At 46.7% G+C, this 15105-nt stretch carries 11 protein-coding genes; 8 read left to right on the top strand and 3 right to left on the bottom strand.

What is annotated here, in order from left to right:
* The first annotated feature begins 141 nt into the window (after window positions 1-141).
* Complete coding sequence (locus LDB27_RS18595) at window positions 142-1146, top strand: LysR family transcriptional regulator (RefSeq protein ID WP_001247389.1); 1005 nt, start codon at window positions 142-144, stop codon at window positions 1144-1146.
* A gap of 7 nt (window positions 1147-1153) precedes the next feature.
* Here LDB27_RS18595 and LDB27_RS18590 read toward each other — a convergent pair whose 3' ends face one another.
* Window positions 1154-1591, bottom strand: a complete 438-nt coding sequence (locus LDB27_RS18590) for a winged helix-turn-helix domain-containing protein (RefSeq protein WP_000158342.1) — start codon at window positions 1589-1591, stop codon at window positions 1154-1156.
* Between the two features lie 522 nt (window positions 1592-2113).
* Between LDB27_RS18590 and LDB27_RS18585 the strand changes: the two genes are divergently transcribed.
* A complete protein-coding gene (locus LDB27_RS18585) occupies window positions 2114-3832 on the top strand; it encodes an aryl-sulfate sulfotransferase (protein WP_001036504.1) in 1719 nt (572 codons plus the stop codon).
* 45 nt (window positions 3833-3877) lie between these two features.
* Here the strand turns inward: LDB27_RS18585 and LDB27_RS18580 are convergent, their stop codons facing one another.
* Together LDB27_RS18580 and LDB27_RS18575 are read right to left on the bottom strand one after the other, a co-directional pair.
* On the bottom strand, window positions 3878-5449 hold the full coding sequence (locus LDB27_RS18580; RefSeq protein ID WP_000262864.1) for a bifunctional metallophosphatase/5'-nucleotidase: 1572 nt from the start codon (window positions 5447-5449) through the stop codon (window positions 3878-3880).
* A gap of 98 nt (window positions 5450-5547) precedes the next feature.
* Complete coding sequence (locus LDB27_RS18575; RefSeq protein WP_000791536.1) at window positions 5548-6309, bottom strand: outer membrane protein OmpK; 762 nt, start codon at window positions 6307-6309, stop codon at window positions 5548-5550.
* A 594-nt stretch (window positions 6310-6903) separates the two neighbouring features.
* On the opposite strand from LDB27_RS18575, the gene LDB27_RS18570 reads away from it, so the two are divergent.
* The 6 genes from LDB27_RS18570 (at window position 6904) to nhaR (ending at window position 15090) form a co-directional block, all read left to right on the top strand.
* Entirely contained in the window at window positions 6904-8397 is a 1494-nt protein-coding gene (locus tag LDB27_RS18570; RefSeq protein ID WP_000831252.1) for a sulfatase, read from the top strand.
* Between the two features lie 98 nt (window positions 8398-8495).
* A complete protein-coding gene (locus LDB27_RS18565; RefSeq protein WP_023231150.1) occupies window positions 8496-9686 on the top strand; it encodes an anaerobic sulfatase maturase in 1191 nt (396 codons plus the stop codon).
* A gap of 18 nt (window positions 9687-9704) precedes the next feature.
* The gene (locus tag LDB27_RS18560) at window positions 9705-10958 is read left to right on the top strand and encodes a hypothetical protein (RefSeq protein ID WP_001055827.1); all 1254 of its coding nucleotides are present in this window, start codon (window positions 9705-9707) and stop codon (window positions 10956-10958) included.
* A 126-nt stretch (window positions 10959-11084) separates the two neighbouring features.
* Window positions 11085-12800, top strand: coding sequence for an aryl-sulfate sulfotransferase (locus LDB27_RS18555; RefSeq protein ID WP_023231151.1), 1716 nt, complete (start codon window positions 11085-11087; stop codon window positions 12798-12800).
* A 162-nt stretch (window positions 12801-12962) separates the two neighbouring features.
* Window positions 12963-14129 (top strand): Na+/H+ antiporter NhaA, encoded by a 1167-nt coding sequence (gene nhaA, locus LDB27_RS18550; protein ID WP_000681340.1) that lies wholly within the window; start codon window positions 12963-12965, stop codon window positions 14127-14129.
* A gap of 61 nt (window positions 14130-14190) precedes the next feature.
* On the top strand, window positions 14191-15090 hold the full coding sequence (gene nhaR, locus LDB27_RS18545; RefSeq protein WP_000062872.1) for a transcriptional activator NhaR: 900 nt from the start codon (window positions 14191-14193) through the stop codon (window positions 15088-15090).
* Window positions 15091-15105 lie beyond the last annotated feature (15 nt).

Below are 15105 nucleotides of genomic sequence, written 5' to 3'. Positions count from 1 at the left end.
CAGGCTGAAATGATATCAATAAAACTATAATTTAATAACAAACAGGTAGAGGAAATGATTTACTTATTGAAATAAGTGTGGTGCAAGGTTAATCTGCGCTTTAAATGATGGTGCCAGATTATACCAGCCAGGAAAACCTATATGCGGCCAATAAAAAATGCTAAAAAAATTGACTACAATCTGATCAAAGTATTCGATACGGTTATTACTGAAGGAAATGCAACCAGGGCGGCGAGGAAACTGGATGTCACGCCTGCGGCGATCTCTCAGGCTCTTCTTCGCTTACAAAATCTTTATGGCGAAGAGTTATTTATCAGAACCCGCAAAGGATTAGTCCCGTCCAGCAAAGGTAAATCGCTCCACCAGGTATTTCGCCAGGCAATTGAATCTATAGAAAACACACTTTGCGATAAAACAGATGCTCAGGAGAGTAATGAACTCATTGTTCTGGGGAGTGATATCACTGAAAATTACTATTTTCCGGCGTTGCTGGATATGATGTTGGTGAATCGATATATTATTAAACACTATGCGATTAAAAAAACAGGGGAATACTCGCCAGCCTCCATGCTGACGCATGGTTATGCGGATGTCATCATGGGAATTCTGGATATTAAGAGTGAGATGATCGAAAGTTATCTTATTGATAATTTATCTGATTTTGTTTGTGTTTGTGGTGAAAAAAGTCCATTGGTTGGGCTTGAAAAAATTTCTTTATATAATTTTTATGCTGCCAGACATGCTGTCTATCATTCAGATATGTTCTCTTCTTTCACCGCTGATAGCATTGATTTATTCAAGAGCAGTACGCCTTATGCGGGGCGCAGGGAAATAGGTTATTATAGTGATTCACTATTTGGAGTTATCGGTGTTGTTGAGAAAAGCGATATGGTTGCGATTTTGCCAGGAAAGATTGCTACTTATTTTAGAGATGTACGGCGTTATAATATAAAAATACTACGTATGCCTGATGAAATAATTTTTCGTACGTTACCCGTTTATGCTTATCTGGCTACAAACAGCATCCATTATAAAAATGCCAAAAAACTGATATCAACATTTCAGTCGACCTTTCTTTTTAGCCAGGAAAAGCAGCCTGACGCTTTGGTTGAAGGAAGCACATCCTTATGCGATTTGTCGGTTTAATATCAAATTATCGTATTGAATAAATAACCATTATGACCATGGTCAGTAAAGCGAAAAGTAATGCCATATATTTATACCCTTCTTTTTTTAAAGAAGAGGGATGGTTTTTATTTTCATTGCTGATAATAATGTTAGCATCAACTTTAATACCAGTTCGGGGCACCGTGGAAAAAAACTGGCTCAGGCCAAAGCCTTTAAGGTCGCGCCGCAGTAGATATAAAATCTGGGTCAGATTGGCGTCGCTGATAAATTGACTTCTTTCCCCCCAAAGTTCATTAGTGAGCTGTTTTTTATAAATAATCTCTTGTTGCGCGTGATTCAGCATATATTCCAGACACTTTATACGCATTGCGGCAATTTTTATCATCTTTCCCGTTTTTATGTTTTTTAGCTCATTGGTCTTATCATTGTAAGTGTGCGTGCTGTTAATTAAATAAATAGTCATGATGTTATTTTATGGGTTTAATGGGGGTGGCGATAATAATATGCATATTAAATTTAGGGATCAACTGGCGTGACTGTAATAGCGCCTTTTTTCCAGAGAAAATCGTATCATGTCACAAAAATGATGGTTTTTTAGAAAAGCTAAAGTTTTATTTTTAGTTACTCTAAAAATAAAATGATAGTAGTGTTAATTTTTATCAGTAGATTGATGTGCTTTGATTGATTTATTGTTGGTATAAAATAATTTGAATTACGGCGTAAGGCCTATGCCAACCATTAAAAAGGTATAGGCTATTGGTCGCAAAGCATTAATGCTACATAATTGTTATGCTTTTATAGTAGCGCCAGGGAAATAAAATCTCCGGATGATAAAGAATAGTGTTAGTCTGGGTGTTATTTTATGAATGTTTTATTTTAAATTATTAAACCGATTTCTCTTGTTGACGTAGGGTTATTTGCTAAGCAACGGGCTGGCATGTTGTGGCCGCTCGTTGTCTATATCTGAATTAATAAGGAGAAACGTATGAATAAGAAAAGTTCGTCAATGGTTAACTTGCCCGCACCGCGTGAGCCGATTAACCAGAAAATCGATACCAATAACGCATTGGTGTTAAACCATAACGCCATATATGAACAACGATTAGCGGAGATCACGCAATCTAATACCTGTGACAAGGCCATTGTCACCGTAAATCCCTACGGGACCGCCCCGTTGAGTCTCTATCTGGGGATTTGGATTGATGAAGCTGCCGCGCTTGAGATCAATGTTGTTGATAGCGAAGCGACGACAGAGGCAGTGCGTTATCAATATGATGTACATCCGGGCGCTAACCTTATTCCTGTGTGTGGGATGGTATCCGCGGTGAATAATCAGATTACCCTACGCCTTGCCTCGCAAATTGTCGGGCAATATACAGTAATGACAGACGCATTACCGCCCACGGATTCGGCTAACGTGAGCCTCGGTTTCCCTATTATTAGCGTCTCCTGTCCTGCGCAGCAGGCCTCGCTGATGGAGGAAGGGCTTTATTTCTCCACTTATTTTGATCGGTATAATCTGGCTTTTGATCATAACGGGATTGTCCGGTGGTATGTAAGTCAGGAAATCCCTTCTTATAATTTTGTCAGAATGGATAATGGCCATTTCCTGGCGACGTCACAGGGAATAAACCATTGTCTGAATATGTATGAATTTGACATTATGGGACGGGTTTATACGGTTTATCTTCTCGACAATGAGTTCCATCACTCCATTCTTCCCATTGAGAACAATCTGGCGATTGCGCCTTCAGAATATAGCAATGGACGGCCAGATGGTTACTCAACCGGGAAAGATGGCGTTTCTATTATTAACTTATCTACCGGACTTGAAGTCGCCTATTACGATATGCTGTATGTGATGGATTATTCCAGATCGCCGCGTCCTTCCGGAAGCGCGCCAGGTCAGGACGTATCAATGGATGACTGGCTGCATATCAACCAAAGCTATATTAATGAACCCAACAATTTGCTGATCTGTTCCGGTCGACATCAGAGCGCGATTTTTGGCGTAAATGTGGATTCCGGCGAACTGCGCTTTATTATGGCGAACCATGAGGATTGGTCTGACGAATTCAGGCAATACTTATTAACCCCTGTCGATGATGATGGCGTCCCGCTGTATGATCTTACCTCGCCGGGAGGGATTGATGCGGCAGATAAGAATTTCTGGACCTGGGGGCAGCATAACATTGTTGAAATTCCAAATGATGAGCCTGGTATCCTGGAGTTTATGGTCTTTGATAATGGTAACTATCGTTCACGCGAAGATGCGAAAAGTCTGTTGCCGCTCGATAACTTCAGCCGGGTGGTGCAGTTTAAAATAAACCTAAACACGATGACCGTAACGCGTCCGTATGAATATGGTAAAACGGAAGTCGGGAACCGGGGCTATAGCAGTTTTGTGAGCGCTAAGCATTTATTGACTAATGGTCACCTGGTTATTCACTTCGGCGCGACGACGGTTGATGAGTTTGAACATACCATTACCGCGCAACCAGGTTCCAGCGATCTTGTCGATCCGGATGAAGGGCAACAGGCGTTAGGCCGACTGGTATTACAAGAAATCAATAAAGAGACGAAAGAGGTTTTATTCGAAGCGATGGTGACGTCGGGCTATTTCAAGAACGAAGAGACGAATGGCACGAATTATCGTTATGATATTTCTGCATTTCGGGTATACAAAATGCCGCTGTTTGCATAACTAAGTATGTTATGCGGCCGGTTATCGACCGCATAACATTATGGCTTATTTGCTAATATCATCCACGCGCATGGTGTGGTCAGGTTGAATATTGTTAACCTGCTTCATATAGTTAACCAACGCTGGTGCGGTTTGTATCCCTATATATTTGATATTTTTACCTTTAGTGAAGGTAAATCCGCCACCACCTTTACCGATAAAGGAATCCAGCGCGACGGTATAGAGTTTATTGTCTTCTACCGGTTTGCCTTTGATATCAAATTCAACAATACGCTGGCCCAGCGGTTTGGTGCTGTCATATTTAAACTGGACGGTTTTCGATACGTGCAGCATACCGTTTTTCAGATCGGCAGCGTGTGACATGATGGATTTCAGGTCTTTACCGCTGATTTCCATGCTCATGACATCGTTGGTGAACGGATACATACTCAGCACATCACCATAGGTGATATTACCTTTAGGCAATTCGGTACGGATACCGCCAGCGTTATAGAAGGCGGCGTCGGCGCCAGGAACGGTAGCCATCAGGGCGTCGGTGATTAAGTTGCCGGTTGGCGCTGATTCACCGTAAGAACGGGTTAGCACTTCCGGAGAGTGCGCGACCACCTCATCGGTAATTTTCTTAACCTTGTTATCCCATTCGTCAATTTTGGCCTGCGTGACCGGATCTGGCTTATAAGTATCCGCATACATGGTGATCAACTTACCATTGTAGCTGTCCACTTTTTTGGTTTCCGGGTTCCAGTCAAGCACCAGTTTACCTAATTCGATGGTGTACGCATCCGTGGAAACGACAAGGGTATCGCCCACTTTAATCGGTTCTGGCGTACCTTTATGCGCATGGCCGGTAATCAGGACGTTAAGTCCATAGCCTTCCAGCGATTTCGCCATATCAACGTCGGTTTTCAGCGCGCGTGCGACATCAGCCTCGCCCGCGCTGGACTGCATACCCGGCACGCCTTCGTGGGCGAGCAGCACGGTCAGGTCAACTTTCCCTTTTAACTCTTCCAGCTGTTTTTTCACATAAGGAATCGGATCGCGGCAGTCAACGCCTTCACGCACGCCTGCGGCAATCGCTTCATAGAATGCGGAAACGCCGTGCATACCGATGACGCCGATCTTGAATCCATCTTTTTCCACGATGGTATACGGTTCTTTAATTAATGGCGTATCTGTGCCGCTGTAAAAAACATTATCCAACAATACCGGGAATTGCAATTTGCTGAGTTGTTTAACCAGATTCTCATGGCCATGGTCAAATTCATGGTTACCGACAGAGACGGCGTCGTAAGGCATGGTATTTAAAATATCAATAATAGCCTCGCCTTTGGTCAGCGTACTGATAAAAGGTCCGGTGAAATAGTCGCCAGCATCAAAGAAAAAGACATCTTTCTCTTTCGCTTTTGCATCTTTGACAATTTTCGAGATGGGCGCAAAGCCCCCTACCGGACGTGTCTTGGATACATAGGGGATAATTTCCGGGGTTACATGGGCATGTAAATCGTTTGTATAATAAATTGTGATGTCACGTGCATCGGCTGAAAAGGAAATGGCTGAAGACAAACCAATGCACAGCGACAGTAGGGATATCGAAAACTTTTTGTTCATATAAACCATCCATTTACGCTACATTAAAGAAAAACAATGCCTGTAGTCGTGTCATCCACGACTACAAACGGGGGAATTTAAGTAATATTCATCAAGTTTATTGATTATTAAAACTCGAAGCCGATCAGGTAATTCATACGGTCGCCGTAGCCGTCATACCCCAATTTATTATTGAAGTAACGGTAAGAGACGGAGGCGGTCCATCGCGGCATAAATTTCCATGTAAACGTTACCGCGCCGTTCAGGCCGGTCTTCCCACCCTGCTGTTCGGCGTAGGCATCATTACGATCCATTTCAACTTCGTTCCAGTTTGAAATGACGAACTTTTCATTAAACATATCGAAGTTATAAGCCGCGACCCAACCGAGAACATAACCGTTAAAGCCTGTCGCCTGTCCATACTTTTTAGAGGTATAATCGTTCGATAAGTTATGAACAGCGAAATAGGGCTTAATAAAGCCTGATGGGCTGGTTAAACCCAGATAACCTACCCCGTACATCATGTTTAATTCATCACCGAATTTATTCTCCATCGACATATAGAGTTTCATCATTGCGGTAAAGTTAGAGCCTTCTACTACCCTATAATGTCCCAGAAATTGGGTAACATGGTTACGGCCTTCTACAGGATGGTTGAGCACGTTCATTTCATAAAATGATGCAAATTCGCCCCTGTCAAACACGGCGCCGAAATCGGCTACCGCTTTCCACACTTCGCCGCGATCGACATTGACAAAGCCTTTATTCCAGTCGCCATATCCGAAGCTAAGTTTACCGTATACGCGTTTCAATTCCGCTGCCTGGCTATTAAAGCAAGAGAAAAGAACACATGCGGCGAGTAGACTATTAATATATTTCTTATTTTTCATGCTCAACTCCATGAGGTAAAAACACAGTGAAATGTTGTGTAAAGAAGCGAATTCTAAGGAGTGTCTTTTTATACGTAGGTGATAGATGTCTCAAAAATATCAGCGACATATAATCGCCAAATATTTGTGTCAGATAATGTTGTTTATTACGAGATAACTATTTGATTTATAGTTTATGTCTCTGTTGTAAAAGTCACACCGGATAGCATGAAATTAATGAAACTTCGAATGGGAATAATCTCTCGAAAAGACAACTTACTGCCAGTAAATGAGGGTGTTACCGTTCAAACAGCAACATATATTGACATCACAATAGCGGTTCTGACATATGGGCCATATTTGAGATCTGCATCACCCGTTCGCGATTTCTTTTTTTATAGACTGCTTCAGGCGTGTTTTCTTTAGCACGAAATATATTTATGGTATTAATATTATAATGCATGTGAATAATTTTTTGCGATAAAACGATGTTAATGGAAGAAATATAAGACAAATCGAATATATATAGTGCAATTAATTCAGGCTGTATTCCGCAGCCGGGTCTATCGGCAAATATATCGTAATCAGACCGTGCGATAACTCAAAGGAGTTGAAATGAAAAGATCAGTCGTTGCCAGTATGATAGGGTTGGCGCTATGCGCTGGAAGCGTATTATCAACCGCGCAAGCGGCAACCGCAAAGCGTCCTAACTTAGTCATTATTCTGGCAGATGATTTAGGGTATGGCGATCTCGCCACCTACGGGCACCGCATCGTTAAAACACCTAACATAGACAAATTGGCGCAGGAGGGGGTGAAGTTTACCGACTATTATGCGCCAGCGCCTCTGTGTTCTCCTTCCCGCGCGGGCCTGTTAACCGGCCGTATGCCGTTCCGTACCGGAATCCGTTCCTGGATACCGGAAGGCAAAGATGTTGCGCTGGGGCGTAATGAACTGACTATCGCCAACCTGCTAAAACAGCAGGGCTACGATACGGCGATGATGGGGAAATTACACCTGAATGCGGGCGGCGATCGCACCGATCAGCCGCAGGCGAAAGACATGGGCTTTGACTATACGTTGGTTAATCCGGCGGGATTTGTCACCGATGCTACGTTGGACAACGCCAAGGAGCGCCCGCGCTATGGCGTGGTGCATCCTACGGGGTGGATTCGTAATGGCCAACATATTGGCCGCGCAGATAAGATGAGCGGCGAGTTTGTGAGCTCTGAAGTGGTGAACTGGCTGGATAATAAGAAAGACGATAATCCGTTCTTCTTATATGTCGCCTTTACCGAAGTCCATAGCCCGCTGGCGTCGCCGAAAAAATACCTTGATATGTATTCGCAGTACATGACCGACTACCAGAAGCAGCATCCGGATCTGTTCTACGGCGACTGGGCAGACAAACCGTGGCGCGGCACCGGCGAATATTACGCCAATATCAGCTACATGGATGAGCAGGTCGGTAAAGTGCTGGATAAAATTAAGGCGATGGGCGAGGAAGATAACACCATCGTCATCTTTACCAGCGACAACGGCCCTGTCACGCGTGAAGCGCGTAAGGTATACGAGCTGAACCTGGCCGGGGAAACCGACGGTCTGCGCGGGCGTAAAGACAACCTGTGGGAAGGCGGCATTCGCGTACCGGCAATCATCAAATACGGCAAGCACATTCCACAGGGGATGGTAACGGACACGCCGGTATATGGTCTTGACTGGCTGCCGACGCTGGCCAACATGATGGACTTTAAACTTCCGACCGATCGTACCTACGACGGTCAGTCTTTAGTTCCGCTCCTGAAGGACAAGACTTTAAAACGCCAGAAACCGCTGATCTTCGGTATCGATATGCCGTTCCAGGATGATCCGACGGATGAGTGGGCGATCCGCGACGGCGACTGGAAGATGATCATCGATCGCCAGAATAAACCTAAATATCTCTATAACCTGAAAACCGATCGTTTCGAGACGCTCAATCAAATTGGTAAACAGCCGCAGATTGAGAAACAGCTCTACGGTAAGTTCCTGAAGTATAAAAAGGATATTGATAACGATTCTCTGATGAAAGCCCGTGGCGATAAGCCGACGCCTGTCACCTGGGGCTAATGGAATAATTATAAAAAATTAAGTATGCCACTTAGGGCGATGCCCACCTGATCCGGTCACTCTGTGCCGGATCAGGTTCTTTTATTTCAGGGAAGGTAATGATGTTTGGGAAAAGTTGTCAGGTCATGGTTAAACCAACCGGATCGGTGTGTAACCTTGACTGCAAGTACTGTTTTTATCTGGAGAAAGAAAAGCTCTATCCGGATCGAAAAAACCATTACAAAATGTCGGAAGAGACCCTCGAACTCTTCATCAGGCAGCAGATTGCCGCACAGGATATTGATGAGGTCATTTTTGCGTGGCAGGGCGGGGAACCCACATTAATGGGCATCCCGTTTTATCGTAAAGCCGTTGAATTTCAGCAGCGCTATTGTGGCGGCAAAACCATCGTCAATACCTTCCAGACTAACGGCATCCTGATCAACGACGACTGGGCGACCTTCTTCCGGGAGCATGATTTTCTGGTTGGCGTCTCTATTGATGGCGATGCCGCGTTACACGATGAATGGCGAGTGACGCGCTCCGGAAAGCCGACGCATGAAAAAGTAGAAAATGCGGTGCGTTGTCTGGCGCAGCACGACGTAGAATTTAATACCCTCACGGTGGTTAACCGTACCAATATGCACCATCCTGTTCAGGTCTATCGCTACCTGAAAAGCATTGGTAGTCGCTATATGCAATTTATCCCTTTAGTTGAACGCTGTGGGGAAAATGGGCTGGCGCAGCCGCAGGATAAACATATCGCGATGACGCCGTGGTCGGTCGATAGCCTGCAATTTGGCCAGTTTCTGAATGCGGTATTTGATATCTGGATCCGTGAGGATATCGGCGATATCGGCATCCAGCTATTTGAACAGACGCTGGCGGCCTGGTGCGGCCTGCCGCCGCAGGTTTGCGTTTTTGCTCCCACCTGCGGCAGCGCGTTTGCGATGGAAATGAACGGCGATGTTTATAACTGCGATCACTTCGTATATCCGCAATTTAAACTGGGGAATATCCACCAGAAGACGCTGCGTCAAATGAATCAGGGCGAACAAAATCGCCAGTTCGGCAGCGATAAACAGCATTCAATGGCGCAGGAGTGCCATCGCTGTCAATGGAAGTTTGCCTGCTATGGCGGCTGTCCGAAACATCGTTTTTTACCCTCCGCGTCAGGCGCAACCAATCATAACTATCTGTGTGCAGGTTATCAGGCTTTTTTCTCGCATACCGCGACGGCGATGAGTGCCATGCGAACCCTGTATGAAAAAGGCATCTCACCTGCAGAAATAAAGTCAATATTTGTTTGAAGGTAGTATTCGCAGGGAGTGAATATGTTTTCTCACATTAATGTCGATGCTTGCAAAACGCCAGGCTGCAAAAATCTGGGGATTCTGGGGAGTCCAGACTATCTACCTCAAGGGAAAAATGTTCTCTGTCGAGCGTGCGGTTTTTTGTTCCCCATTATCTCAGCCAGATCGCTTAATCTTTTTCGCCAGGCGGCGAATCAACCCTGGAAAGGTCTGGTGAAGTCCTGTCCGCATTGTGGCGGGACGTCGCTGAAAAAATATGGATTTTCCACTAAAGGTGAACGGCGTATGTATTGCCGCCAGTGTAATAAAACGTTCATCTCCTATACCGCTATCAGGGGCGACGCCAGACAAGAGAACCTTGCCACGTTGATTGGCGAAGGAGCGTCGCTAGTTGAAATACGCGCGGCGCTGGCGATAGACAGCACGGGTTTTAGCCGCGAATTACAAAAACTGTCCCGTCGCGCTAATCAAGCGGAACGCGATTTTGTGTTTCCCGCGTTTGACATCGCTATGAGCACGCGGGCGTTTCGTGTGAAATTTAACGGCGGCGACAGCAGCTTATACGTGTTGGTGACGGCGGAAGAAGAGAGCGGTAAGGTCGTCGCGATCTCAACGAATTACTCTGCACAACCGGTGGAAGCGGATTATCAATATCATTCTGATTACGAAGAACGACTCCCGTCCGGCACGCTGGCGCATCTGGTGCAGCGAAAAGAGGCGATGACCATGCGCCGTAATGTATTATTTGATGTGGATTACGGCCCCGCCATTTTATATAAAAACGATCCGGGGATGTTAGTAAAACCCGTATTACCTGCTTATCGACATTTTGAGTTGGTTCAGGCGTTGACGGATGAGCGCTCCCTGAATGTCCAGCATTATCTCGATCACGAATGCTTCATTCTGGGCGGCTGTATGATGGCGAATTTTAGCTATCTTCGTCAGGGTCGCTGCCATATTTCGTTTGTGCGTGAAAGAGGCGTTACGCCGCCCAAGCGCGATCTCCCTCCGCGGTTGTTTTTGAGCGGCGGAATTCGCAACAACGTCTGGCGTACATTTTCCACACGGGATTATGCGATGGCGGTATGCAATCTCACAGGAAATAAAAAGGTGAGTTTGTTACGCCATGCGACGTTAAATAGCGCGACGGCGTTTATTCGCTATGTTCACAACCATCCCTTCCTGCCGCATCTTAACCGGATGTCTCCTGGCAATGTTGTTGCCGTACTGGATTACCTAAAATTTGAATATAACGCTTCACGTAACTGAATTGCTAAAATAAAAAGTGTGATGAGGTGTTGTTGCGGTATTTTATTCGGACGGCTTAAAAATCCAGAGTATTAATTTTCGTGGTCCCCATGAGGGGCGATGAGATTAATACACTGGAGATTTATCATGAATACGTTAACTGCAACGTCTGTTGTCCTTCCTGCGCCGCGTCCGGCGATTAATCAGGGTATCGATATCAATAATGAAATGGTGCTTAACCATACTGCTATTTATGAAAATTGCCTTACGCAGGTCACGCAAGAGAATACGGTAGAAAATGCGCTGATGTTGTTAGACCCTTACGGCACGGCGCCTTTAAGCGCTTATGCCGGGGTCTGGAGTCTGGAACCGGCTGAGATCATAGTCACGGTCCAGGATGCGGCAAAAACGGCGATGCCGATAGAACATCTTTATACCCTTACGCCAGGCGCAAATCTGTTGCCGGTTCTGGGGCTGGTAGCGGATACTGAAAACCGTATTGTCTTTTCTCAGGCAGATACGCCGCTTGCCGTCTATACGCTCATCACACAGCCATTACCGCCGGTAGATTCCGCGGAGGTCGTATTAGGTTTTCCGATTATCAACGTGACGCAACCTGCTACCGATGCGGACAAGATGGCGCCAGGGTTTTATTTTATTACGCATTTCGATCGCTATAATTACGCATTAGATCAGAATGGTCTGGTGCGCTGGTACGTTACTCAGGATTATCCGTCTTATAATTTTGTTCGAATTGATAATGGCCATTTCCTCACCACTTCAGAAGCGAAAAATACCTATCTGGATATGTATGAGTTCGACATGATGGGGCGTCTTCACACATTCTATAATCTCGATAATCAATTTCACCATTCTATCTGGCCGTGGGATAGCAATACCATTGTTGCGCCCTCTGAATATACCTCGGGTCGGCCCGACGATTTGAAAACCAATGAAGACGGCGTATCGGTTGTCGATCTGACTACCGGGCTGGAGACCGCTTACTACGATATGGCGAAAGTGCTGGATACGACGCGGGTTTCCCGTCCTTCAGGTACGGCGCCGGGAGAAGACCCGACGGTTAAAGACTGGCTGCACATAAACCAGAGCTACGTGAATGAGACGAATCAGTTGTTAATTGCGTCCGGGCGTCATCAGAGCGCGGTGTTTGGCGTCGATCTACAAACGCAAGCGCTACGCTTTATTTTGTCAACGCATGAAGACTGGGACGACGCTTATCAGCCTTATCTTTTAACCCCGGTCGACAGTGAAGGTGTGGCGCTTTACGACTTTAGCAAACAGGAGGATATCGACGCGGCTGACCGTGACTTTTGGACGTGGGGCCAGCATAACGTCGTTGAAATCGCCAATAATACGCCGGGCATGGTGGAGTTTATGGTGTTTGATAACGGTAACTACCGTTCGCGTGATGACAGCAAAAGTCTGTTACCGCCGGATAACTACAGCCGCATTGTCCATTTCGTGGTGAATATGAATGAGATGACCGTTATGCGGCCATTTGAATACGGCAAGGAGCTGGGCGCGCGTGGCTACAGTAGCTGCGTTAGCGCGAAAGCGATCCAGCAGAATGGCAATATTGTGGTGCATTTTGCTGACTGCACGTTTGATGAAAATGGCCGCGCCATCTCTTGCCAGCCTGGCGAGAGCGATATTATCGATCCGCAGGCGGGCAGCGAGGCGATGGGGCTGCTAATTTTACAGGAGATTGCGCCTACGGAGAAAACCGTGCTTTTTGAAGCGACCATGACGTCAGGTTACTACAAAAACGCGGAAACGAACGGGGAAGGCTATCGCTACGATATTACCAGTTTCCGGGTGTATAAAATGGATCTGTACGCGTAGCGGTCTATCATCAATGACTGACTGCACTAAAAAAGTCCGGCGTAAGTCGGACTTCATTTCGTAAAAAGCGAGCTATTCATCATATATAATCTAATTTTAACGATGAGTCAGGCGAGGTAAGATAGTAGATTCGAAGAATTCACCTGATTGAGAGAATAAAAAGTGAAACATCTGCACCGATTTTTTAGCAGCGATGCCTCTGGGGGCATCATTCTCATCATCGCCGCTGCGCTGGCTATGCTGATGGCCAATATGGGCGCGACCAGTGGATGGTATCATGATTTTCTGGAGACGCCGGTTCAGCTACGGGTTGGGGCGCTTGAAATCAACAAAAACATGCTGCTGTGGATCAACGATGCGCTGATGGCCGTGTTTTTCCTGTTGATTGGTCTGGAAGTTAAGCGTGAACTGATGCAAGGCTCGTTAGCCAGTCTGCGCCAGGCCGCTTTTCCGGTGATTGCCGCCATCGGCGGGATGATTGTACCGGCATTGCTCTATCTGGCCTTTAACTACTCCGATCCGGTCACTCGCGAGGGCTGGGCTATTCCTGCCGCGACGGATATCGCCTTTGCGCTGGGCGTGTTGGCGCTGTTGGGCAGCCGGGTTCCGCTGGCGCTGAAAATATTCCTGATGGCGCTGGCAATCATCGATGATCTCGGCGCCATCGTTATTATCGCACTGTTTTATACCAGCGATCTTTCTATCGTCTCGCTGGGCGTGGCGGCGTTCGCGATTGCCGTGCTGGCGCTGCTGAACCTGTGCGGCGTCAGACGGACTGGGGTATATATTCTGGTCGGGGCAGTGCTGTGGACGGCGGTACTGAAGTCCGGCGTTCACGCGACGCTGGCAGGCGTCATTGTCGGCTTCTTTATTCCGCTGAAAGAAAAACACGGTCGCTCGCCGGCGAAGCGTCTGGAGCATGTTCTGCACCCGTGGGTCGCGTACCTGATCCTGCCGCTCTTCGCTTTTGCGAATGCCGGCGTTTCTCTTCAGGGCGTCACGATTGACGGTCTGACCTCCATGCTGCCGCTGGGAATTATTGCCGGTCTGCTGATTGGTAAGCCGCTGGGGATTAGCCTGTTTTGCTGGCTGGCGCTGCGTTTCAAGCTGGCGCATCTGCCGCAGGGGACCACTTATCAGCAAATCATGGCGGTCGGCATTTTGTGTGGCATTGGCTTTACGATGTCCATCTTTATCGCCAGCCTGGCATTTGGCAATGTCGATCCGGAACTTATTAACTGGGCGAAATTGGGCATTTTGATTGGTTCATTGCTCTCCGCAGTGGTGGGGTATAGCTGGTTGCGCGCGCGTTTGAACGCGCCGGCATAACCAGTACGAAGGAAAGGGGGAGCGATGTATCGCTCCCTTACGACATTGAACAGGGAGAGAAATGAGCATGTCTCATATTAACTACAACCATCTTTATTACTTCTGGCATGTCTATAAAGAAGGTTCTGTCGTGGGTGCCGCAGAGGCGCTTTTTCTGACGCCGCAAACCATTACTGGTCAAATTAAAGCCCTGGAAGAGCGTTTACAGGGGAAGCTATTTAAACGTAAGGGACGCGGTCTTGAGCCCAGCGAACTGGGCGAGCTGGTTTTTCGCTATGCGGATAAAATGTTTACGCTAAGCCAGGAGATGCTGGATATCGTCAATTACCGCAAAGAATCAAACCTGTTGTTTGATGTCGGCGTCGCCGATGCTTTATCCAAGCGTCTGGTCAGCAGCGTTCTGGATGCGGCGGTGGTGGTGGACGAACCCATACATCTGCGTTGCTTTGAGTCGACGCACGAAATGTTGCTCGAACAGCTCAGCCAGCACAAGCTGGATATGATTATCTCCGACTGCCCGATAGATTCCACGCAGCAGGAGGGGCTATTCTCAGTCAAAATCGGCGAATGCAGCGTCAGTTTCTGGTGTACGAATCCGCTTCCTGAAAAAGCGTTCCCTGCCTGCCTGGAAGAGCGACGGTTGCTGGTGCCGGGACGTCGCTCAATGCTGGGGCGTAAGTTGTTGAACTGGTTTAATTCGCAGGGGTTGCAGGTTGAGATCCTCGGTGAATTTGATGACGCGGCCTTAATGAAGGCGTTTGGCGCGACGCATGATGCGATTTTTGTGGCGCCGAGCCTTTATTCGCTGGATTTTTATGCCGATGAGTCGGTAATAGAGATTGGGCGCGTGGAGAATGTCATGGAAGAATATCATGCGATTTTTGCCGAAAGAATGATCCAGCATCCGGCGGTGCAGCGTATTTGCAATGCGGACTACTCGGCATTGTTTAAGCTTCAGTAGACATACCTACCGTAA

The organism is Salmonella sp. JXY0409-18 (assembly GCF_020268625.1).
Classification (GTDB): Bacteria; Pseudomonadota; Gammaproteobacteria; order Enterobacterales; family Enterobacteriaceae; genus Salmonella; species Salmonella enterica.
This window is presented reverse-complemented; position numbering and strand designations above follow the sequence as displayed.